The sequence below is a fragment of the Algibacter sp. 2305UL17-15 genome (genome assembly GCF_040720935.1).
In the GTDB taxonomy this organism is placed as follows: domain Bacteria; phylum Bacteroidota; class Bacteroidia; order Flavobacteriales; family Flavobacteriaceae; genus Jejuia.
The window spans coordinates 62210-87040 of sequence record NZ_JBFDAE010000005.1; the positions used below are offsets into that span (position 1 = coordinate 62210).

General features: G+C 35.5%; 13 protein-coding genes. 10 read left to right on the forward strand and 3 right to left on the reverse strand.

Annotation, left to right across the window (positions count from 1 at the left end; translation table 11 throughout):
• Nucleotides 1-138: 138 nt before the first annotated feature.
• The 3 genes from glmS to ABXQ82_RS06870 all read right to left on the reverse strand — a co-directional run bounded on the left by glmS (nt 139) and on the right by ABXQ82_RS06870 (nt 4741).
• Entirely contained in the window at nt 139-1986 is a 1848-nt protein-coding gene (gene glmS / locus ABXQ82_RS06860) for a glutamine--fructose-6-phosphate transaminase (isomerizing) (protein WP_367056859.1), read from the reverse strand.
• Nucleotides 1987-2127: 141 nt separating this feature from the next.
• Complete coding sequence (locus ABXQ82_RS06865; protein ID WP_367056862.1) at nt 2128-3900, reverse strand: DUF4270 domain-containing protein; 1773 nt, start codon at nt 3898-3900, stop codon at nt 2128-2130.
• A 31-nt stretch (nt 3901-3931) separates the two neighbouring features.
• Nucleotides 3932-4741, reverse strand: coding sequence for a glycogen/starch synthase (locus ABXQ82_RS06870; RefSeq protein ID WP_367056865.1), 810 nt, complete (start codon nt 4739-4741; stop codon nt 3932-3934).
• Between the two features lie 109 nt (nt 4742-4850).
• Here ABXQ82_RS06870 and panC point away from each other — a divergent pair, with 109 nt between their 5' ends.
• The 10 genes from panC (at nt 4851) to ABXQ82_RS06920 (ending at nt 24824) form a co-directional block, all read left to right on the forward strand.
• Nucleotides 4851-5702: a pantoate--beta-alanine ligase gene (gene panC / locus ABXQ82_RS06875; protein ID WP_367056868.1), complete on the forward strand. Its 852-nt coding sequence runs from the start codon at nt 4851-4853 to the stop codon at nt 5700-5702.
• Nucleotides 5703-5714: 12 nt separating this feature from the next.
• A complete protein-coding gene (panD, locus tag ABXQ82_RS06880) occupies nt 5715-6065 on the forward strand; it encodes an aspartate 1-decarboxylase (RefSeq protein WP_367056871.1) in 351 nt (116 codons plus the stop codon).
• Between the two features lie 4 nt (nt 6066-6069).
• On the forward strand, nt 6070-7032 hold the full coding sequence (locus ABXQ82_RS06885) for a lysylphosphatidylglycerol synthase transmembrane domain-containing protein (RefSeq protein ID WP_367056874.1): 963 nt from the start codon (nt 6070-6072) through the stop codon (nt 7030-7032).
• Between the two features lie 76 nt (nt 7033-7108).
• Entirely contained in the window at nt 7109-8257 is a 1149-nt protein-coding gene (locus ABXQ82_RS06890; protein WP_367056877.1) for an alpha/beta hydrolase-fold protein, read from the forward strand.
• A 3-nt stretch (nt 8258-8260) separates the two neighbouring features.
• Nucleotides 8261-9625 (forward strand): DNA repair protein RadA, encoded by a 1365-nt coding sequence (radA, locus tag ABXQ82_RS06895; RefSeq protein WP_367056880.1) that lies wholly within the window; start codon nt 8261-8263, stop codon nt 9623-9625.
• Nucleotides 9626-9954: 329 nt separating this feature from the next.
• Nucleotides 9955-14175 carry a LamG-like jellyroll fold domain-containing protein gene (locus ABXQ82_RS06900; protein WP_367056883.1) on the forward strand — a complete coding sequence of 1407 codons (4221 nt, stop codon included), beginning with the start codon at nt 9955-9957 and terminating at the stop codon, nt 14173-14175.
• 132 nt (nt 14176-14307) lie between these two features.
• Entirely contained in the window at nt 14308-17757 is a 3450-nt protein-coding gene (ileS, locus tag ABXQ82_RS06905) for an isoleucine--tRNA ligase (RefSeq protein ID WP_367056886.1), read from the forward strand.
• Between the two features lie 4 nt (nt 17758-17761).
• Entirely contained in the window at nt 17762-18142 is a 381-nt protein-coding gene (locus tag ABXQ82_RS06910; RefSeq protein ID WP_367056889.1) for a TraR/DksA C4-type zinc finger protein, read from the forward strand.
• 153 nt (nt 18143-18295) lie between these two features.
• Nucleotides 18296-18919: a lipoprotein signal peptidase gene (locus ABXQ82_RS06915; RefSeq protein WP_367056892.1), complete on the forward strand. Its 624-nt coding sequence runs from the start codon at nt 18296-18298 to the stop codon at nt 18917-18919.
• Nucleotides 18920-19115: 196 nt separating this feature from the next.
• On the forward strand, nt 19116-24824 hold the full coding sequence (locus tag ABXQ82_RS06920; RefSeq protein WP_367056895.1) for a LamG-like jellyroll fold domain-containing protein: 5709 nt from the start codon (nt 19116-19118) through the stop codon (nt 24822-24824).
• The last annotated feature ends 7 nt before the right edge of the window (nt 24825-24831 follow it).

Sequence of the window (24831 nt, forward strand, 5' to 3'; positions counted from 1 at the left end):
AAAAAAAATTATGCACGCATAGTATATATCGATAAAAAATTACCTAAAAACTTGAGTATTTAACAAAAAAAGAAGTGATTTTCGTATAAAAACACAATCAGGGTTAAAGAATACCTCTAACCCTGATTGTGGAAGACTTTATTCTACAGTTACAGATTTAGCAAGATTTCGTGGTTGATCCACATTTTTATCTAGCATAACGGCAATGTGATATGACAATAATTGGAGGGGAATTGTAGTTAATAAAGGAGAAAGTGCCTCTATGGTATCAGGAACTTCAATAACATGGTCTGCTAAATTTCTAACAATAGTATCACCTTCGGTAACAACAGCTATTATTTTTCCTTTTCTGGACTTTATTTCTTGAATATTACTAACAACTTTATCGTAATGCTCTGCGTTTGTTGCAATAACAACTATTGGCATATTTTCATCAATAAGAGCAATAGGGCCATGCTTCATTTCAGCGGCAGGATACCCTTCGGCGTGTATATACGAAATCTCTTTAAGTTTTAAAGCGCCTTCTAATGCCACAGGGAAATTATAACCTCTTCCTAAGTACAAGAAGTTGGTAGCATCTTTGTAAATATTAGAAACTGTTTTGATATGTTCGTCAGATTCTAAAGCTTTTACCACTTTTCCAGGGATTAATTCCATTTCTAGTAAGTAGCGACGGAAATCAGAACTTGAAATAGTCCCCTTTGCACGCGCTAAACGTAAAGCAATTAATGATAATATTGTAATTTGAGTTGTAAATGCTTTTGTTGAGGCAACACCAATTTCTGGGCCAGCATGTGTATATGCTCCGGCATCTGTTTCTCTAGCAATTGATGACCCTACAACGTTACAAACCCCAAACACAAATGCGCCTTTAGATTTCGCCATTTTTATAGCAGCCAAAGTATCGGCAGTTTCACCAGACTGAGAAATTGCTATTAAAACATCGTTTTCTGTAATTACTGGATTTCTGTATCTAAACTCAGAAGCATATTCAACTTCTACAGGGATTCTTGCTAAATCTTCAAAAATGTATTCGGCTACAAGTCCTGCGTGCCATGATGTGCCACAGGCAACGATGATAATACGATTGGCATTTAAGAATTTTTTCATGTTATCCTCAATGCCAGCCATTTTTATGATGGCTTCATCCGCTAAAAGACGTCCTCTATAAGTATCGGTTATTGCCTTTGGTTGCTCATGAATTTCCTTAAGCATAAAATGATCATAACCTCCTTTTTCAATTTGTTCAATATTTAATTGTAATTCTTGAATATAAGGATCTACTAAAGAATCATCTTTAATTTTTCTCACTTTAATGCCTTTATGGAATCTAATAATTGCCATTTCTTCATCTTCTAGATAAATAGCATTTTTTGTATATTCTATAAAAGGTGAAGCATCACTAGCAATAAAGAACTCTTCGTTTCCAATACCAACAGCAAGTGGGCTTCCTAAACGCGCTACTACTACCTCTTCTGGTTTGTTTTTGTCGAAAACAGCAATGGCGTATGCGCCAACAACTTGGTTTAAAGCTATTTGAACCGCTTTTCCTAGTTTTACACCTTCTTTTGTTTTAACATCTTCAATAAGGTTGATCAATACTTCTGTATCAGTATCAGATTGAAATGTATAACCTCTTTTTATTAATTCTTGTTTAATGGAATCGTAATTTTCTATAATTCCGTTATGAATTATTACCAACTCCCCAGAATTTGAAACATGAGGATGAGAATTTATATCATTAGGGACACCGTGAGTTGCCCAACGTGTATGACCAATACCTAAATTCCCGGTTTTGGTGATTTGGGCTTCAGCACAAGCTTCAAGATCTGAAACTTTTCCTTTGGTTTTTACAACTTTTAAATCTGTGCCATCAAATAGTGCAATTCCAGCACTATCATACCCGCGATATTCTAATCGTTTAAGTCCTTCAATTACAATTGGGTAAGCATCTCTATGTCCTATATATCCAACAATTCCGCACATAATTTTTTTAATTTGATTTTTGGGGTTATTTTAATTCAGGCAAATATGTAAAATAAATATTTAAAGTAAGGCAATTATTATATAAACGCCTTGATTTATATGATAAAATTCCATTTTATTAAGAAATTAATTTTCTATAAACTATTCATTTCCTTTAGGTTCGGTAAAAAAGAGTTCTAATTTCATTCTTTTATTATCATTTTCAGGGGCAACATTATTACCATGTAATATTGTTCCCCGAGGTGCTATTAGCGTTGTTGAGGGAATTCCAGTTATAGCATCGCCACCGTTTAAAATAGCAGTATTGATGAATAAATTAACATTATTGGAAAGTACCAAGCCTAGTTTAGGGTTGTCACCATTTCGAATAAGTATGTTATTTAAATGGTCTGTGAGCCTTAGTTTGTATTTTGAAACACCCTCCTCGTCATCTGTTATTCTTCTGCCTAGACTAAAAGCTCTCGAGGTTAACGGGTCGGTTGGATCAGCACTTGGATCTGTAGAATAATCTATGATAGGGGTGTTATTTTCCAAATCATAGATTAAAAGTCTATCGTAAGCATGATAAACATCTTTGTTAGGGTCTTCCTCGTTATAAAGACTTTCATCTTCATAAACAACCAACATAGCTTCATTGATTAGGCGTTTAAGTTGGTATTGGCCATTTATAGGGTCTAATTCTTGACCATTTTCATCTGTTTTTCTGAAGGTTTTCTTGAAACAATCAAATGGAGTTGTTGTAATAATTATAGGTTGTCCGTTTTGGTTAACTCCACATTTACAATCTATCATATTATCTCCAGGAAACAATTCTATCACCGCCATAGAGCCTTCAGTACCCTTTAGATATAATTTTTCATCACCATTAGTTTCGTCCGGATTTGTTACGAGAACTTCAGGCTTATAATCATTAATAAATGTATTTAATCTATTGCCAATGAAGTTTAATTTATAAGTTTCGTTAACTCTTTCGGTATCTGTTGCTCCTTTTTTAGAGTAATGAACTACTATGTTGGCTTCGCTATCTAACAAATTTAAAAGCACCATGCTGCCTTTACTATCAATAGCTTCTGCTTTAATATAAAGTCCTCTAAAATGATTTTTGAAGTTATTGGCGTTGCTTAATGTTGGGTTGCCTTGTTCATCAATTATCAACGTTTTCCAGAAGGCTTTATCAAGTTCACTGGCAGCCAATTCTAGTTTTATGGCAGGTTTAAAATATGTTATAGTTGTATCAGTTTCTGTTATTGTTTTGATAGATATTGGTTCGCTACTTGGTTTAAAACCTATCGTGTCACATAGCTTGTAATCTTTATGCTCATCAAAATTAATTGTTGTATTTCCTCCTGTAATAGCGAAGTTGTCTGTTGTGTTACTATTATCCACTGCTTTAGAAAAGTAATTTAGCGCATCAGGACTATAAGGCTCAAGATCACTTAAAAAATATTTGTTCTCATATACGGTAAGCTTAATTGGGCTAGCTTTTGCAGGGTCATTCTGTTCAACAAAAAGAGAATCTAATTTATATATAGGCTTCCCGTCTTCCAGACCAGTTTGTGTACTGTAATAGGGTATAGTTAAGGTTACAGAATCTATCTCTACTTCCTCGCCAAAATCAACGTTTGCAAAACTACTAGGTATCACCTGGGTTACAATACTTGCAGTAGTTTTTCCGAAATCTGGATCATCGTGAAAACCTAATAAGTTAGCTCCATTACCATTTATTTGTTGCGCCTTTAGGTTTTTGTTGTAAACAAGAATTGGAAATATAGAATCTACGGCTGAAAAATTAAAATTATTTCCACCAAGAACATCACTTTCAATGGAGCTATAATCTTTGTCGCAAGCATTAAAAACTAGCAACATAAGTAATAATGAACAGGTGTATTTAAGGGCGTTACATGTATTCTTCATAAAATAAATAGGATGACTAAGAGGGGGCAGCTTAACTTAAAACTTCAGTATTAAAAAACTGAGTGTAGGCTTCACCAAATTCATCTTTACTTTTATATTCTAAAACTGGTTTATTAGAATCTTTAATATAATTATCTAGGTTTTCGGGTAATTCTTGAGAGCCAATGATTAAAGCATCAGAATAATCTACAGCAATTTTCATCAAATTGTTATAAGTAGGTTCTTCCAATGATTTAATAGCCTCTTCGTTTATATTGTCAAATTTAATCTTATTGACCATATCTTTGTTTAACGTACTGTTAAAGCTTTGATTGTATATAGAAGTCACTATTTTACTTTCGTTAAATAAAGGCTCGTCCTTATAATATTCCTTTAAGTAAAGAGGTAGTAATGCGGCTAACCATCCATGAACATGAATAATATCTGGTGCCCAATTCAATTTCTTAACGGTTTCTATAACACCTTTTGCGAAAAAGATAGCGCGTTCATCATTATCTGAAAAAAGTTCACCCTTTTCATCTGTTAAAGTTGCTTTTCTTTTAAAATATTCATCATTATCAATAAAGTAAACCTGAATACGCTCTTTAGGAATTGAAGCCACTTTAATAATCAAAGGCATATCTAAGTCGTTGATTACTAAGTTAATACCAGATAGTCTAATCACCTCATGTAACTGATGTCTTCTTTCATTAATATTACCATATCTAGGCATAAAAATACGTATTTGCCCTCCTTGTTGATTAACCAATCTAGGAGCTTCAAACGACATTGAAGAAATTTCGGTTTCAGGTAAATATGGTACTACTTCAGATGATACATACAATATCCTCTTATCTTTCATATATGGCTTGCTTTTGAAGATTCAAAAATAAAAACACGCAAAAGTACAAAATTTTATGCAAAGTCCCCGTAAAATCTTAAGTTTGCAACCGTTAATTTTTTATTAAAACGTGAAGGTTTACACAGAAAAAAATAAGATTATTGATGCCATTGCCGAGTTAAAATCGCAAAAGCTATCTATTGGGATGGTGCCAACTATGGGTGCTTTACATCAAGGGCACTTGCAATTGGTCATAAAAGCACTTGAAGATAATGAGGTTGTGGTTGTTAGCGTTTTTGTAAACCCTACCCAGTTTGATAATAAAGACGATTTGGAAAAATATCCAAGAACCTTGGATGATGATGTTGAATTGTTAAAAACGGTTAGTAAAGACGCTATTATTGTGTATGCGCCATCGGTTGATGACATATATGAAGGCAACACCGTTTCGGAAACTTTTGATTTTGATGGTTTAGAGTTTGAAATGGAAGGTAGGTTTAGACATGGTCATTTTGATGGTGTAGGCACTATTGTAAAGCGTTTTTTCGACATCGTAAAACCACATAATGCTTATTTTGGCGAAAAGGATTTCCAGCAATTGCAAATCATTAAGAAATTAGTTGAAAAACAGCACATTCCAGTAAACGTTATAGGGTGTAAAATCCATAGAGAAACTAGTGGTTTGGCTATGAGTTCTCGTAATACAAGATTAAAACCGGAGCATAAATTGGCAGCACCTTTTATCTACAAAATACTGAAAACTGCCAAAACACATTTTGGCACAAAAAGTGCTAATAAAGTTACGGAATGGGTCGAGAATCAGTTTAAAAACCATGATGTATTAGAATTAGAATATTTTAGTATTGCTGATACCGGAACATTAAAACCAGTAAAACGAAAATCGAATAATAAAACATATAGAGCCTTCATAGCGGTATATGCTGGCGATATAAGACTAATAGATAATATCGCATTAAATTAATTATCTTTGCACATGCAAATTCAAGTAGTAAAATCTAAAATTCATAGAGTAAAGTGTACGGGCGCTGAACTCAATTATATAGGTAGTATCACTATTGATGAAGACTTAATGGATGCTGCTAATATTATACAAGGTGAAAAAGTTCAAATTGTGAATAATGACAATGGCGAACGTTTAGAAACCTATTGTATTCCTGGACCTCGTAATAGTGGGGAAATCACCTTAAATGGTGCCGCTGCTAGAAAAGTTTCGGTTGGCGACACTTTGATTTTAATCACTTATGCGTTTATGGATATCGAAGAGGCTAAAGTGTTTAAACCTTCTTTGGTGTTTCCGAATGAAGCCACAAACTTGTTAAACTAAAAGGTTGAATTCCAACATAAAAAAAATTCTTAAAATTACACTCCCATTGTTACTGGGAGTTTTTTTGGTTTGGTATTCTCTGTCCCAAATTTCTGTTGAAGAGCTTTTAGCCTACTTTAAAAAAGCCAATTATACTTGGGTTGGATTGGGCATGTTTTTTGGCTTGTTAAGTCATTTGTCCAGAGCTTATCGCTGGCAATTTCAACTAGAGCCTATGGGCTACAATATTAAATTGGGCAATAGTGTTATGGCTGTTTTCGCAACCTATTTAATAAACTATACCATTCCTAGAGCAGGAGAAGTTGCTAGGGCTTCGATTCTAACAAATTATGAAGGTGTGCCTTTCGAAAAAGGTTTTGGCACCATTGTAGCCGAACGCATTGCAGATATGGTTGTAATGTTAAGCATTATCGCGGTTACACTTTTTTTGCAGTTCGATTTTATATATGGTTTTTTAGTAGATAAGTTTAACCCTACCAAAATAGGAATAGCTTTAGCAGGTTTAATCGCTCTTGTGGTTTTCTTTTTGATAGTCATAAAACGAAGTAATTCTAAAATCGCCTTAAAAATAAAAAGTTTTGTAAATGGTTTGGTAGAAGGCGTTATGAGCATTTTCAAAATGAAAAAGAAATGGGCGTTTATTTTCCATACACTCTTTATTTGGACCATGTATGTGCTTATGTTTTATGTAACATCTTTTTCTCTTGAAGAAATGCACGATGTTCCCTTTGCAGCAATTTTAATCGGGTTTATTGCTGCAAGTTTCAGTATAGCAGCTACAAACGGAGGTATTGGTTCTTATCCTGAAGCCATAGTTTTAGTGTTTACCTCTTTGTTTTTCCTTCCGGAAGATCCTAGTCGCGCTTTTGGCTGGATAATTTGGTCTTCGCAAACACTGCTCATCATTGTTTTTGGAGGATTATCCTTGATATATTTACCTATTTTCAATAAGATTAAAGCTAAATAGATTTCAATCATATCTTTTTGAATTGTTATAGCTTATTTTATACCTTGTGAAGGTTATAATTTAATTTTCCGTATTTATGAAAACAACTTTTTTAGCTTTAATTCTTTTACTAACCTTTTCATTTTTAAATGCCCAAGTAAAGTATGAAAATTTTCAATCCTCAAAATTAGGTGAAGAGCGTCAAATAAAAATTCAATTACCTAGAGGTTATAGTTCAGATGAAGAGAAAAGATACCCAGTATTTATTGTGCTGGATGGCGATTATTTGTTCGAGGCTGTAGCAGGAAATGTAGATTATTATGCCTATTGGGAAGACATGCCAGAGTCGATTGTAGTTGGCATAAACCAAATAGATAAACGTTATGACGATTGCATGTACTCTGAACAAAACTCCTTGCCCGTTGAAACTGGAGCAAGTTTTTTTGAATTTATCGGGATGGAACTTGTACCTTATATAGAATCAGCATACCGAACTGCAAATTTTAGAGTAGCCGTAGGTCATGGCGAAACCGCAAATTTTATTAATTATTATCTGTTAAAATCAAACCCTTTATTTCAAGGCTATATTGCGGTTAGTCCTGAGTTAGCACCAGCTATGCTAGAATATATTCCAGAAAGCTTGGAAAAAGTTGATTCTAAATTATTTTATTATTTGGCAAATACTACTGCCGATAATTCGTCTTTAAAGCAGATGTCAGACGCTCTAAATTCAGATATTTCGGCAATCGAAAATAAAAATGTGTCTTACAGTTTTAATACTTTCGAAAACGCGACGCATTATTCAGTCCCTGCCCATGCAATTCCTAATGCGCTTCAAAATATATTTAAAGTATTTCAACCCATAAGTAAGAAGGAATATATAGATGAAATTTTAGAACTGGAAATTTCACCAGTAGTGTATCTTGAAGAAAAATATCAAGCCATAAATGATTTATTTGGTATTGAAAAGAAGATTCTCATTAATGATTTTAAGGCAATTTCAGCAGCTATTGAAAAAAATCAACTATTCGAATATTATGAGCCATTGGGAAAACTTGCCCGGAAGCATTATCCAAAAACCCTATTAGGTAATTATTATTTGGGTAAGTTTTACGAGGAAGGTGGTGAACCTAAAAAAGCAATGCGCACTTATCAATCGGCCTATACTTTAGATGAAATTGCGGGTATTACTAAAGATATGGTTCTAGAATTGGCAGATGCCATTAAAGAAGATTTTGGATATTGATTTATGGCAAAAGCAAAAGTAAAAACAACATTTTTTTGTCAAAATTGTGGCACTCAATACGGAAAGTGGCAGGGACAATGTAACGCTTGTAAAGAGTGGAATACTATTGCAGAAGAAGTATTGCAAAAACCAGAGAAAAGCGATTGGAAAACACCAACAAGTCCAACAAAACGAGTTTCAAAACCTTTACAGATTAAGGATATTGATGTTTCTGAAGAAGCAAGACTCAATAGTTTAGATGAAGAATTTAATCGTGTTTTAGGAGGAGGAATAGTTCCCGGGTCATTAATCCTTTTAGGGGGAGAACCTGGAATTGGTAAAAGTACGTTGTTGCTTCAAATTTCATTAAAATTACCGTATAAAACTTTATATGTTTCAGGTGAAGAAAGCCAGAAACAGATAAAAATGCGAGCAGTACGTATTAATCCTGAGAACAACAACTGTTATATTCTTACCGAAACTAAAACTCAAAATATATTTAAGCAAATCGCTACGCTTCAACCAGATATTGTTATAGTTGACTCGATACAGACGTTGCATAGCGATTATATCGAGTCGTCTTCTGGGAGTATTTCACAAATTAAAGAGTGCACAACTGAACTTATAAAATTCGCAAAAGAAACAGCAACTCCGGTTATTCTTATTGGACATATTACCAAAGATGGAAATATTGCCGGTCCCAAGATTTTAGAGCATATGGTTGATACGGTATTGCAATTTGAAGGCGACAGAAACCATGTATTTAGAATTTTAAGAGCGCATAAAAATCGTTTTGGTTCCACACATGAATTAGGAATTTACGAAATGCAGGGTTCTGGGTTACGGGAAGTTTCAAATCCATCTGAAATTTTAATTTCTAAAAAAGACGAGGAATTGTCAGGAAATGCCATTGCTGCAACTTTAGAAGGTATGCGCCCATTGATGATAGAAGTGCAAGCTTTGGTAAGTACCGCAGTTTATGGTACACCACAACGAAGTGCTACAGGTTTTAATGCGAAACGTCTAAACATGCTTTTAGCGGTTCTAGAAAAGCGGGCAGGTTTTAGATTAGGAGCTAAAGATGTATTTCTAAATATCACAGGAGGAATAACGGTTGATGACCCAGCCATTGATTTAGCGGTAGTTGCAGCTATTTTATCCTCAAATGAAGATGTGGCATTACAAAATGATTTTTGTTTTGCTGCTGAGGTTGGGCTTTCTGGAGAAATTAGACCAGTACAACGGGTCGGGCAACGTATTTTGGAAGCCGAAAAATTGGGGTTCTCTACTATTTTTGTATCTAAATACAATAAGATTTCATTGAAAAATACTGCTATTAAAATTCAATTGATTTCAAAAATTGAGGATTTGGTAGATTTAATTGTTTAGGATAAAGACTACAATAATTGAATTTTAAGTATGAGCCTTATCTCATCTGTCGTTAATTTTTTTGATGTTTTGATTACGCTTAATTAGTCTTTTATCTTACGTAAAAATACATTTTGTCTAAAAATTATGCGTTTTATCGACAATTTAATTGTTTTTATCGATAATTTAAAGTAATATTGTGTCGTAATTGAAGTTTTCTTCCCTCAAGTTTAGTTTCAAGGTTATTTTTTGTTTTAAATAAATAAACGTGAAATCTATTAGTATTTCATATTTAGGTTGTTACAATTAAAAATTTATAAATTAATTCGATTTCCCCAAATCTATTAATTATGAAAACAAAACTACTGTTAAGTGCTTTACTAACGTCATTCTCTTTTGCAATAGCAACAGCACAAACCAATGCTCCAAGTATTCAATCTGGGGTAACATTCCAATGGAATGATGTGCAAACTGTGAAAACCCACCCTGCAACAATTAAAAGTATTACCGTAAATGGTATTGTATATTTAAATTTTGGATTTCCAACAGGCTATCAATTAACTCAGTTAGGGCCTACTGGCCATTCTAAAAATGTGATATATAAAAATGGTGTCAAAATAGAAACAACTAGTGCTAGTGGCACATGGAACACTTCTGCATTAACGGCGTTCCAAGATTTGAATTTGAACCATTATTTTGGTTCTGATTCAAATGGAGCAAATATCTGTGATAATTATACTGCAGAATCTACAACCAATGCACAACGGCAAACCTTAACTTACGGAACAGGTATCTCAGCAACATCAAGCGGCGTAATTGCCGTCACAGAAAGAAATGCTAATAATTGTTTACACCTGGAACTATTCGGTATTCCGGCAGGTGGCGGTCCAGAGCAGTCACTTGGAGAAACATTTATAAATAAAGATGGTACCAGATATGGTTTTGGTGGCACAGGAAAAATTGGCCCGAATGGCTTAGGAACTCCAGGAGCTCTTAATGCACCTAGTGCAAATTCAGATTATTGGTTAAGCGATAGGGTTGTTGAAAACGTAGGTACACTAGGTATTGCTCTGTTTTATCTTGATGATGTGGCTCCAGATGGTTCGTTAATTACTAAAGCACAATTAACAGGGTCTAGTTCTGACCACGCCGATGGGAAATTAATAATTTTCACACTTGAGGATTATGATAAGGATGGATATAGTGATGTGGACGATTTAGATGATGATAACGATGGCATCAAAGATACCGATGAGTCTGGAGGGATTGATCCTTCAGCAGATGCAGATATGGACGGTACTGAAAATTATAAGGATGCAGATTATTGTACACTAAACGCTTATGGGATATGCGCAAATTTAGATGCAGATACTGATGGAATTCCAAATCACTTTGATTTAGATAGCGATAATGACGGTATTACAGATGTTAGGGAATCTGGAGGTACAGATACTGATAATAATAGTAGAGCAGATGGCTCTGTAGGATATACGGTAACTACAAACGGCATTCCTAGTTCCGCAGGTTCGGGAAATACTCCCGGAAATACTGATGGCGTTGGAAATGCTGATTTTTTAGATATTGATGCAGATAATGACGGTATTCCGGATAATGTTGAAGCACAATCAACAACAGGATATAGTGCGCCTTCAATGACAATAGATACTGCAACAGGAATATATAATAACTACGGTACAGGGTTAGTGCTTACAGATACAGATGGTGATGGAGTTTATGATTATATAGATTTAGATAGTGATAACGACGGTACTCCAGATATTGAAGAAAACGGTATGGCAAATACCATCTTAAATGCTGATACCGATAGCGATGGATTAGACAACACCTTTGAAGGTGGAAACCTTAATGATGGATTTGATGTGAATGATGAAATTAACAACCCTTCAGATGCATCAATTCTTCCAGATACTGACGGAGATTTAGTTTCAGGGGGCGATTTGGATTATAGGGATGTGTTTAGCCCTAATCCACCATCCATAGCAACTATAGATTTTGATGGAGTGGACGACTATGTGGATAGTGGTTTAGATTTGAGTGGTTTTAGTCAGCTCACAGCTATGGCATGGGTAAAATTAGATCCAGCTTTTTCTGGGAATGGCAGTATTATAAGTCAAGGTGATTTTCAAATTATGGTAAGTACCACCAGAGTGCCTATCGTAAAAGTTAATGGATATACAAAGTCTCTTACTGGTTCAGATGCTGTTACAAAAGATATTTGGACACATGTTACAGTAGTTTTCAATTCCGCTGCATCTTCAGATAAACTGAAGGTTTATATAAACGGAAATTTTAAGACTAGTAGTAATGATACAGCATTAAACTCTAGTATTTCCACTTCTACGGATGCCTTCACAATAGGTAAAAATGCATCTGCCAATTCAGAATATTTCAAGGGAAATATTGATGAGGTACGCGTTTTTGATACGGCACTTACCAGTAATCAGATACAAAAGATTATTTATCAGGAAATTTTTAACGATTCTGGGAGCGTAAAAGGGGCAATAGTTCCAAAACCGATAAAGGATGATGCTATTGGTTCAACAGTATCATGGTCAAGTTTAAATGCCTATTACCCGATGACAGGTATTATAAACACAACTACCGATGATTTTTCATCAAAAGGGCACACGGCAAAAATGCATAATATATTAACAGTACAAGAACAAACGGCTCCAATGCCATATAAAACGTCAAACTCTGGCAGTTGGGAAACTTCAGGAAACTGGGTTTCGGGTGCTGTTTGGAATATGTATGAACTCAACAATTCTGGGTTTTCAATAGTGCAAGTAAGTAATGATATGAATGTAAATTCATCTCTCAAAACAGAAGGGCTAATATTAGATTCTGGTAAAACCTTAACTGTAAATGGAGATAATGAAGTGTATAATAATTATTATTTAGAATTAAACGGGACCTTAGACTTAATGGGTGATTCACAATTAATCCAAACTGAATATAGTGATTTAGTAACCTCTGCCACAGGTAAGGTCTTAAGGCGACAAGAAGGTACGTCAAGTGCATATTGGTACAACTATTGGGCGTCTCCAGTTGGAAGTCTGGGAGCAACAAGTTTAACTGACAATAATGCGGCGACAAATAATGCTAATAATTCGCCATATAATTTACAGATGATTAAAGATGATTCTGGATTTAACTGTCAGTTTACATCAAACTATACTGCAAACGGAAATATTAGTACATACTGGTTGTTTACTTATATAAACGGACTTACTTATTGGGACTGGGCACAGATTGCAACAAGTGCTAACTTAAGTCCGGGAATTGGTTATACTCAAAAAGGTACAGGTGTTCCAAGTTCAGAACAACAATATATTTTTGAAGGTAAACCAAATAATGGCACAATTTTAATTCCTGTAGAGGATAAAGGAGGACCTGGTTCAGTTGCTGGTACATCTAAAACAGAATTTTTATTAGGAAACCCATACCCATCTGCTATTGATGTCCATCAATTTATTGATGACAATGCTGGGGTTATTGATGGAACACTTCAACTTTGGCAACAATGGAGTGGCACATCTCATAATTTAAGAGACTATAACGGGGGGTATGCACAAGTCAATAAATTAGGTGGTGTAAGGGCGCGTCAGTTTGTAGGGTTCAATGGAGAAACAACGGGAGGTGAAATAGGAGCAACCAAACCGTCAAGATATTTGCCGGTTGGTCAAGGGTTTATGGTAGAAATAATAGCCGATGGTGATGTTGAGTTCAACAATGGCCAACGTATATTCATAAAAGAAGCAGATGCCGACGGTACTTACAACAATGGTTCTGCATTTTTTAAAGGTGGCAATAAAAAATCTAAAGGAACAGTTTCAAATGGAAATAATTCAAATGACGCTCTTCAGAAAATCCGTTTAGAGTTTAATTCAGTAACTGGCCCAGAGGTAAGACGCGAATTGCTTTTAGGCTTTAGCGAGACAACTTCAGATGCTTTTGATTATGGCTATGATGCTGAGTGTGTTGAAGCCAACAACAACGATTTAAATCTAAATTTAGAAGGCAAAAATATGAACATACAGGCATATGGTGCTATTTCAGAAGATAAGGTCGTGCCTTTAAACTTTAAATCTTCTGGAGATAATACGTTCGAAATTAGAATATCAGAATTAGAACATATCGAAGAAAATCAAGAAATTTATCTGAAAGATAACTTAACGGGAGAATACTTTGATTTAACCAATAACCAGCCCTATAGGTTTTCATCGGAACAAGGAAAATTTAACAATCGTTTGGAAATCGTATTTCAATCTGAAGCCAGTACATTAGGTGCTAAAGAGGTAAAAACAACAGATAACTTCATCTATTACCACAAAGGAAGCAATATGATTTTTGCTAAAAAACTCAATGGAGAAGTTACTAAATTCACATTGTTTAGTATGACAGGGCAGTCTATAATGGAGTTAAATAATGTGTCCCAATCAACTTTAAATAAGGGCATAAAATTATCAAATGTGTCAACTGGTGCTTATGTAGCATGTTTTAGAACTGATACAAATACGGTCATTACCAAAAAGTTAATTATAAATTAGTCTAACCTTAATAACCAACCTAAGATAAAAAAGTCAAGCAATTTGTTTAGCTTTTTTCTATTTTAAAATAAGAGATGGCATCATTTTAAGGATTATTCATTAAATTCGCGAACTTATAAGATTCAAGAGTAAATGAGCGCGAAATTTCCTGAATATAAAGGACTTGACTTACCAAATGTAGCTAACGAAATACTACAATACTGGCAAGAAAACAACATTTTTAAAAAAAGTGTATCCACAAGAGAAGGTAACGAACCTTATGTGTTTTACGAAGGGCCACCATCTGCAAACGGATTACCTGGTGTACATCATGTTTTAGCGCGCGCTATTAAAGATATTTTCCCACGTTATAAAACCATGAAGGGGTATCAGGTAAAGCGTAAAGCTGGTTGGGATACCCATGGATTACCTATTGAATTGGGTGTTGAAAAAGAATTAGGCATCACAAAAGAAGATATTGGTAAAACCATTTCTGTGGAAGATTATAATGCAGCCTGCCGAAAAGCAGTAATGCGCTATACAGATGTATGGAACGACCTTACTGAAAAAATGGGCTATTGGGTAGATATGGACAATCCATATATTACTTACGAACCAAAATATATGGAAAGTGTTTGGTGGTTGCTCAAACAGATTTACAGTAAAAATTTGTTGTACAAGGGCTATACCATCCAACCGTATTCGCCAAAAGCAGGAACTGGTTTAAGCTCACATGAGTTAAATCAACCAGGAACTTACCAAGATGTTACGGATACTACAGTTGTTGCACAATTCCCACTAGCCCACAAAGGGGGGAATATAGGCGCTTTTTATGAGGCGTTTAATTTTGGAGAAGGGCAGCAAGCTCCCCCTTCGGGGGCTGGGGGGATTTTCTTCCTAGCTTGGACAACCACACCTTGGACGTTGCCAAGTAATACAGCATTAACCGTTGGGCCAAAGATTGATTATGTTTTAGCTGAAACTTATAATCAATATACTTTTGAACCGATTAAAGTTGTTTTAGCTAAAAAATTAGTGAATTATCAGTTTTCTGGAAAGTTCAATCTGGTTGAAGAAAAATCTGAAGTTCTAGACTATAAACCTGGTGATAAAAAAATTCCATATAGAATTATTTCAGAATGTAAAGGAAAAGACTTGGTAGGCATAAAATATGAGCAACTCATGCCATATGCGCTTCCAAACGATAACCCAGAAAATGCATTTAGAGTCATTTCAGGAGATTTTGTAACTACAGAAGACGGTACAGGAATAGTACATACAGCACCAACCTTTGGAGCAGATGATGCTTTAGTTGCAAAACAAGCAACTCCAGAAATACCACCACTATTGGTAAAAGATGAAAACGGAAACCTAGTACCACTTGTAGATTTACAAGGCCGTTTCAGACCAGAAATGGGAGAGTTTGCTGGCAAATATGTTAAAAATGAATATTACAATGATGGTGAAGCACCAGAGCGTTCGGTTGATGTAGAAATTGCCATCAAATTAAAAGAAGAAAACAAAGCCTTTAAGGTTGAAAAATACAAGCACAGTTACCCAAATTGTTGGCGAACCGATAAACCAATTCTATATTATCCATTAGATTCTTGGTTTATTAAAGTAACCGATGTTAAAGACAGAATGCACGAGCTTAACAAAACCATAAACTGGAAACCTAAAAGTACTGGGGAAGGCAGATTTGGTAATTGGTTAGCAAATGCAAACGACTGGAATTTATCACGTTCAAGGTATTGGGGAATTCCATTACCAATTTGGAGAACCGAGGATGGTAAGGAAGAAATTTGTATAGGTTCGGTTGAAGAATTAAAATCTGAAATGCAAAAGTCCGTAGAGACGGCATTCATGCCATCTGATATATTTTCGGATTTCGAAACAGGAAACAATTCCGAAGACAACTACGCCAAAATCGATCTACACAAAAATATCGTTGACGAAATAATCCTAGTATCCCCATCAGGACAAAAAATGTTCCGCGAAAGCGATTTAATTGATGTATGGTTCGATTCCGGATCTATGCCCTACGCACAATGGCATTACCCATTCGAAAATGCCGATTTAATTGACAAAGGCACAACATTCCCAGCAAACTTTATCGCAGAAGGTGTCGATCAAACCCGTGGATGGTTCTATACGCTTCACGCAATTGCGACTATGGTATTCGATTCTATCGCCTATAAAAACGTAGTATCCAACGGATTGGTATTAGACAAAAACGGACAGAAAATGTCCAAACGTTTAGGAAATGCCGTTGATCCGTTTGAAACTTTAAGTACTTATGGAGCCGATGCTACGCGATGGTACATGATTTCTAATGCAAATCCCTGGGATAATTTAAAATTCGATTTAGAAGGCATAGAGGAAGTAAAACGAAAATTCTTCGGCACACTATACAATACCTATTCATTCTTTCAACTATATACAAATCTAGATAATTTCACATATGCCGAAGCTGATCTTCCGTTAAAAGAACGTCCAGAATTAGACCGATGGATTTTGTCTGAATTACACACCTTAATTCAAAAGGTTGACGATTATTACGCAGATTATGAACCAACAAAAGCTGCAAGAGCCATATCAGACTTTACACAAGATTATGTAAGTAACTGGTTTGTGCGTTTAAGCAGAAGGCGTTTTTGGAAAGGCGATTATCAAGCCGATAAAATTTCGGCTTACCAAACACTTTATACGTGCATGCTAACAATAGCTAAGTTGGGTGCGCCAATTGCGCCGTTTTTTATGGACAGATTGTATTTAGATTTAGATGCTGTAACCAAAAAAGAAGCGTTTGAAAGTGTGCATCTGTCAAACTTCCCGGTTTACAATGCGTCTTATGTTGATAAAAGTTTAGAGCGTAAAATGGAAGCGGCACAAACAATATCATCTTTAGTCTTGTCGTTAAGAGCTAAAGAGAAGATAAAAGTGCGTCAGCCATTGCAAAAAATCATGATTCCTGTTTCAAATCAACAGCAAAAGGAAGAGATTTTAGCAGTTTCAAATTTAATAAAGCACGAGGTAAATATTAAGGACATCGAACTGCTTGAAGACGCTTCGGACATTTTAGTTAAAAAAATAAAACCGAATTTTAAAGCTCTTGGACCTCGCTTTGGTAAAGATATGAAAGCCATTGCCGGTGTCGTAATGAACTTTACGGCAGAGGATATTAACAAAATCGAGCAAAATGGTAATTTTGACGTTGTAATTAATGAAAAAAACATTACTTTAGAACTTGAAGATGTAGAGATAACTTCTCAAGATATTGAAGGGTGGTTGGTTGCAAATGAAGGTAATCTAACAGTAGCTTTGGACGTAACCATTTCGGAAGAATTAAAGCAAGAAGGTATTGCGAGGGAATTGGTAAATCGTATTCAGAATTTAAGAAAAGATTCTGGTTTTGAAGTTACCGATAGAATAGATGTAAAATTACAAAGAGACGAGCAGATCAAGCAAGCTGTAGCCTCTAATATTGAATATATTAAAACAGAAACATTAACAGAAGAGTTAGAAATTATTGACCAAATAAATAACGGTATAGAAATTGCTTTTGATGATGTAAATACCAAATTATTTATTACAAAACATTAACATTATGGCTTCAAACAACACCGTAAGATACCCAGATAGTGATTTAGCAGAATTCAAAAAGCTTATCCAAGATAAAATTAAGAAAGCACAACACGATTTAGAATTGATAAAAAGTGCTTATATGAACGATCATAATAACGGCACCGATGATACATCGCCAACGTTTAAAGCGTTTGATGAAGGTAGTGCCGTTATGAGTAAAGAATCTAATTCCCAATTGGCAATCCGTCAGGAAAAATTTATCCGCGATCTAAAAAATGCATTGATTAGAATAGAAAACAAAACTTATGGTGTTTGTCGTGTAACTGGCAAGCTCATCAATAAAAAAAGGTTGGAATTAGTGCCTCATGCTACCTTAAGTATTGAAGCTAAAAATATGCAGTAATAAATTCCTTTGACTTGTGCTGTCCCGAAGTTTTGGGGGTTTCAGTAAAAAAGGAATCTTATAATACAAAACGCCAATCTCAACTTATTTGAGAAAGGCGTTTCTTTTTTAAAATCGCTATCATTCCTGCGGAGGCAGGAATCCATAAAATAAATGTCTCTAAAAAAATCCATTCTTTTAATCACTGTCATTCTACTTATAGACCAAATAAGTAAGATATATGTTAAAACCCATTTTGTGCTTCACGATAGTGTTGAAGTTTTTAGTTGGTTTAAAATTTACTTTATTGAAAATGAAGGAATGGCTTGGGGCACCAGAATTAGTGATTTCGTATCTTTTATATCCGATAGAACAGCAAAAACTTTTTTAACCTCATTTAGGGTTATTGCCATTTTTGGGATTGGCTATTGGTTATATAGTGCAATAAAGAAGCGGAGTTCTAAAATACTAATTTCGGCAATTGCCTTGATTTTTGCAGGCGCGTTGGGTAATATCATCGACTCAGTGTTTTATGGTGTAATTTTTAATGATAGTCATGCCCAAATAGCCACATTTTTACCTAAAGAAGGGGGCTACGACACGTTGCTGCACGGTAAAGTGGTAGATATGTTATACTTTCCTTTATATAAAGGCTATTTACCCGAATGGTTACCCTTTTATGGCGGTAAATTCTTCACGTTTTTCGAACCTGTTTTTAATATTGCCGATATGGCGATAAGCACAGGCTTTATGATGCTCATTGTGTTTAATAAGCGGGCTTTTTCTAAAAAGCGTTAATTTTTAATACTTCCTAAGTACGCAATTACTACGCAAAACGTATTATCAAATGTTAAAATCCGTTTATTTTATTTAAAATATACATATTTTTTTATTTTTGACGTTAAGTTGCACGAAAATAACGATTAAAAACAAAAGATGCCATTCTAAAGCCCTCAATACAGACTGGTATTTTCTTTCAAATATGATTTACGAAATGAAGAAAGCCTACTTATGTCTTTTTAGATGCTTTACCGTAATCTTTTTCTGCGTAATAATCCTTTTTTGCCCAAGTAAAGCCATTTCACAATGTAGTCCCACTGGAATGGTGTCATGGGACACTTTTGCGATGGAAAATGTTACCACTGCAGGAGACAATTCTCCAACGGAAATAAACTATAATGATCCAGGCGACAATACATCAAATGCCGAAATGTACACCGACAATACAGGTCTAATAGTAGAAATGACGGCAGGTGGCACCTATAATTGGTCAATAACGCATCTTAAAGAAACTTGGGGGAATTTAAGAGTAAGAATGTGGATAGATTATGGAAGTGGCACATTTACTCAAGTATATGATGATCCAGGGTATAGTTACAATGGTGCAGCGTCTCAAGTTAGTACAGGAAGCTTTACTATAGCAGGAGGGGTATCGGGTCTGGCAACGTTGAGAATTGCTACTCATTACTGTTCGGGATGTGGCGGTGGAAGTTCATTGCCTGCCGATGGTTGTAGTTTTGCTCAACGTGCTGAAGTTCATGATTACACCATAGATTTTGGCGCACCATTAGATCCAGTACCCAATAATGACAATTTAACAGTTGTTAAAAATAGTACAGCAGGAGCGTCTAACCAAATAGACGTGAGCGCCAACGATAACATTGGAAGTTCTGATGGTAGTGATGGAGATGATTATGCCATAAATACCACAGCAACAAACGGAACAGTATCTGAGATTACAGATGGCATATTTGAGTATATTCCAAATACCGGTTTTATAGGAAATGATAGTTTTACCTACAATCTTTGTGATGCGAATAATGATTGCGCGACTGCCACGGTAAATGTGTCAGTTATTTTTGGGATTTGTGTGCCAACAAGTAATTCGTCTGGGACACACTATATTACCAATGTATCATCAACTGGAGAAGTTGCAACGACAATTAATAATACGTCTGGAGACAATGCTGGTTATGTTGATTTTACAGGGTCTGTAGCCCCAATAACATATTATAAAGGGAGTACTTATCCTATTTCAATTACAGTAAATAACTCTACTGGACAAGCTATGGGTTGGACGGTTTATATGGATTTAAATGGTGATGCCGATTTTAATGATGTAGGTGAAATGCTTTATGATACTGGAGGTACAGAGGCAATTCCTTTTGCAACTCAAAATATTACAATCCCAACTTCGGCTATAAATGGGAACACAGCACTAAGAGTAGGCACAAGAAGATTTGATTCCTCAGACGAACCTTGTGGAAATTCAGGCGGACAACCAGAAGAATTTGAAGATTATTTAGTGAATTTACAAATAGACCCTGCAAGTCCAACTGAAATAGATATTACTGGAAACGGAAACAATATTATTGATGGGTCAGCTACGGCAAATATCAACAATAACACAGATTTTGGTGTATATGATATTTATACCCCAACTCCATTAGAAAGAATATTTACAATTACAAACAATGGAGGGGCAACTTTAAACTTATCGGGAGTTCCAATAGTAGCAATTAGCGGAAGTCCAGATTTTTCCATAGCAGTACAACCAGTAACTACAGCAGTACTTTCGGGAAATTCAGTAACTTTTACGATAGCCTTTAGTCCTACAGCACCTATTATTGGAACTAGAACAGCTACGGTTTCAATTGCCAGTGATGACGCTGATGAAGATCCTTATACTTTTGTTGTTGAAGGTTTTGGCCAACAAACTTTTCCTGACACGGATAACGATGGCGTTCCAGATAATATTGATTTAGATGACGATAATGACGGTCTTTTGGATGTTACCGAACAAGTATCTTGTGTAGCTAACCCCGTTGCAACAACAACAGATGTAGTTTTTTTAAATGAAGATTTTCAATCAGGAACAACTAGAGGAACAATCGCTGGAGCTACGTATTGCTTTGAAGATGGTATTGGTTTAGGCTCATGTAATGGTTCAATAAATTTAAATGATGGCTCATATACCGTATATTATAAGGCAGCCGATGCAGATGGTACTGACGACACTCCTGTTGGAGAAGTAGCTACATGGGCAGATACTTTTTGGTACCCAGGCGTCGATCATACACCAGGGGATACAAACGGTAGAATGGCAATGTTTAATGCAGATTACAATCCAGGGGTTTTCTACGAAACTACAATTACGGGTGTAAGTGCTGGTGTAGATATTACCTATGGTTTTTCAGCTTTAAATTTAGATAGGGCAGATGCTCCCGGAATTGCCTCGAGAGAAAGGCCTTCTGTTTTAATTGAAATTTTAGACCCTACGGGAACACTTATTGCATCGTCTTCATCAGGGTTAATCCCTCCAACGGCAGATTATGCCACAGGAGATTGGGTAGAAGTAAGCGCAACGTTTAATACCAACTTTACACAGTTTACAGTTAGGCTGACCAACGAGAATTTAGGTGGTCTTGGAAATGATTTAGCAATCGATGATATTTTTGTTTTGCAGACTTTATGTGATTTAGATGGCGATGGTGTAGAAGATGCAGTAGATTTAGATAATGACGATGATGGCGTCCCCAACGTGGTAGAATTACAACTTACAGATGATGATAAAGATGGTACGGTAAACAACGACGCTGGTGGGTACGCATGGGTAGATGTGAATGGTAATGGCATACAAGATTTATACGATCCCCAAGATGTTTCGGGGCGTAACCCTGGAGATGTTGGTTTTTCAGGTTCTGTAGGAACTCCAATAGACCTTTCAAACCCAATTTATGATACAGATGGCGATGGTGTCTTGGATTATTTAGATTTAGATTCTGATAATGATGGTGTTTTTGATGCCGTGGAATATGATAACAGAGGAGATACAGATATCAATGGCGATGGTAATGGCGATGGCTTAGACAGAAATATTTTAGATGCGTTTGGTAGCCCAATTTTAAATGATGAATTTGATGGTGATGGTATTTTGGGCCCTGCCGATGCCAATGATAGTGATGTCGATGGTTTAGATCATGGAACGGGTAATGCTTACCCAACACCTCTTGATGACGACGGCGACGGTATCCCTAATTTCAGGGATGTTGATAGTGATGATAACCCTAACGATTTTTCTAATGGGAGTGATATTGATAAAACAGAAATCTACGCACATTTAGATGCCGATAACGATGGTGTTTTAGATGATACTGTTGATACAGATGGTGATGGTATCCTAGATATTTTTGATACCGATAATACCCTTTTTGGCTCTCCAAGAGATTTAGATGCCTCTTACACCTTATTTTTTGACGGTAGAAACGATTATGTAGAAGAAGCCTCAGTTATAGATGGATGGACAGATGTAACAGTGATGTCTTGGGTAAAAGTAGAACCGGGATCAACCGGTAAACGCGTGATTGTAGGTCAAGATGAAATTCAATTATTTATAACAAATGCAGGACATGTTAGTGCATTGGCAGATGGAAATACTTTAACATCTGGTTCAGCAATAGCAGAAGGTATTTGGGTACATGTTGCAGCTATCTATGACGATTCAAATGGTGCCTTTACGTTATATATTAATGGCGAACAAGATGCAACATCTGCAACATCTGGTGCTTTACCAGCTGATGTCTCTAGTTTCACAATAGGAAGAACTCCAGATACCGATAGTGATTATTTTCAAGGTCAAATAGATGAAGTAAGAGTCTTTACAAAAGCTTTAACCGAACTTGAATTGCAAAGAATGGTCTATCAAGAATTAACATCTGCCGAACGTGGTGCTATAATTCCAGTAGATATTTCAGGAGTTTTAGCTGGAACATTATCCAGATATTATAAAATGGATACCTATACAAATGATATTACAGGAAACGGTGCCTCAGGAGGAAAAATGTATAATATCAAGGACATTTATTTTCAAACCGCACCACTTCCTTATGAAACAACAGCAAATGGGGCATGGTCAAATAACGCAACATGGCTACATGGTAATGTTTGGGATATTGGTAGCGGTTCTAGTAACAAAAACTGGTCTATCGTACATATTAAACATAATACTACCGCAGCAACTAGCCACGGGACAGCAGGTTTATTTGTAGATCCTGGCGTTGAACTAGAAATTAATGGCGGTTCAGAATTACAAAATTCATGGTACCTAAGTTTAGGTGGTACAATAGATTTACAAGGCGAATCTCAATTAATACAAACGCAAACCAGTGCTCTAGTTGGTACTGGTACTTTAGAAAGAGACCAACAAGGAACTGTAGATTTGTATCGTTATAATTATTGGTCATCGCCAGTACATTCAAGCAATCCAGATTCAGATATTGATGGTAATGAAACTTATACTGTTGGGTCTGTTTTAAATGATGGAAAAGACCCAGATAACCCGCAAGCTATCGATTTTTTAGGAGGTGTAAATATAGATGGTGACGGTAATGCTACTCCAAATATTGAAATAGCAGATTTCTGGATATGGAGATTTAATAATACTAGCGATGATTATTCTGAATGGCAGCAAATAAGAAGTGGAGGTAATTTATTAGTTGGAGAAGGCTTTACAATGAAGGGTCCTGGGCCTGGCCCTGATGCAATTGGTAATTATGTATTTATTGGTACACCTAATAATGGAGAGATAAATTTACCCACTACAGGAGGAAACGATTATTTAGTAGGAAATCCCTATCCTTCAGCTATTGATGGTTCAGAGTTTTTAAGTGATAACCCACATCTGGATGGTACACTCTATTTTTGGGAACATTATGGTGGAGGATCACATAATTTAGGGGAATATCAAGGGGGTTATGGTTTATACAATTATTCTGGTGGCGTGCCTCCTATAAATGGTAGTGCCGCAACTCCAGACCCAGATGTAGATCAAACAGGAAGTGGGTCTATAACTCCAAAAAGGTATATACCAGTAAGTCAAGGATTCTTTGTTGTTGCTAGTTCAAATGGAAATACAAAGTTTGAGAACGATCAACGGATTTTTGTTACGGAAGGCGGAAATTCTTCATTTTTTAAAAATTCAAATACTAAAAAATCTCAATCCTCCAATATTGAAGATGAAAGACCTAAACTTAGAATAGGTTACAAATCTCCAACGGGTTATAAAAGGCAACTTTTAACAACTGTAGATGAAAATGCATCTTTAGGTCATGATTGGGGCTATGAAGGTGCTCTTATAGAAGACAATGCTGAGGATATGTATTGGAAAATAAGCGATGCTAACTATATCATTCAAGGTATTGGCGAAATAGATCCTGTTACGACGATACTTCCCTTGGGTATAAAAACTAAAAATGAAGGGATTGTTGAGATAACACTTGATGCACTTGAAAACGTAGATGACGACACAGAAATCTATTTAAGAGATAAGGATAATAATAGCTATCACAATTTAAGGGACTCCAAATTTATTGGTACTGCGGTGCAAGGAGTGGATGATGATAGGTTTGAAATTGTGTTTTCATCTCAAGGCCAATTATCCAATCCAGAATTAGAGTTTGAAAACCAAACGGCGCTCTTTTATGATAATTCTAATAAAGCGTTGGTCATACTTAATCCAACCAACTACAAAATTGACACATTAAAGCTTTTTAATACTTTAGGACAAATTATTTCTGAAATTAAGATTGATAGTTCTGAAAGCCGTATTGAAATATCAACCAATATTACAACAGGTGTTTATATTTCAAAAATTATAGCTTTAGACACTAAAATTTCTAAAAAACTGATTATAACCAATAAATAGCAAACCA

Coding starts and splice junctions, on each gene's coding strand:
- glmS (WP_367056859.1), bottom strand. CDS start 1,986: ATGTGCGGAATTGTTGGATATATAGGACATAGAGATGCTTACCCAATT.
- ileS (WP_367056886.1), top strand. CDS start 14,308: ATGAGCGCGAAATTTCCTGAATATAAAGGACTTGACTTACCAAATGTA.
- ABXQ82_RS06890 (WP_367056877.1), top strand. CDS start 7,109: ATGAAAACAACTTTTTTAGCTTTAATTCTTTTACTAACCTTTTCATTT.
- panD (WP_367056871.1), top strand. CDS start 5,715: ATGCAAATTCAAGTAGTAAAATCTAAAATTCATAGAGTAAAGTGTACG.
- ABXQ82_RS06915 (WP_367056892.1), top strand. CDS start 18,296: ATGTCTCTAAAAAAATCCATTCTTTTAATCACTGTCATTCTACTTATA.
- ABXQ82_RS06900 (WP_367056883.1), top strand. CDS start 9,955: ATGAAAACAAAACTACTGTTAAGTGCTTTACTAACGTCATTCTCTTTT.
- radA (WP_367056880.1), top strand. CDS start 8,261: ATGGCAAAAGCAAAAGTAAAAACAACATTTTTTTGTCAAAATTGTGGC.
- ABXQ82_RS06865 (WP_367056862.1), bottom strand. CDS start 3,900: ATGAAGAATACATGTAACGCCCTTAAATACACCTGTTCATTATTACTT.
- ABXQ82_RS06920 (WP_367056895.1), top strand. CDS start 19,116: ATGAAGAAAGCCTACTTATGTCTTTTTAGATGCTTTACCGTAATCTTT.
- ABXQ82_RS06910 (WP_367056889.1), top strand. CDS start 17,762: ATGGCTTCAAACAACACCGTAAGATACCCAGATAGTGATTTAGCAGAA.
- ABXQ82_RS06870 (WP_367056865.1), bottom strand. CDS start 4,741: ATGAAAGATAAGAGGATATTGTATGTATCATCTGAAGTAGTACCATAT.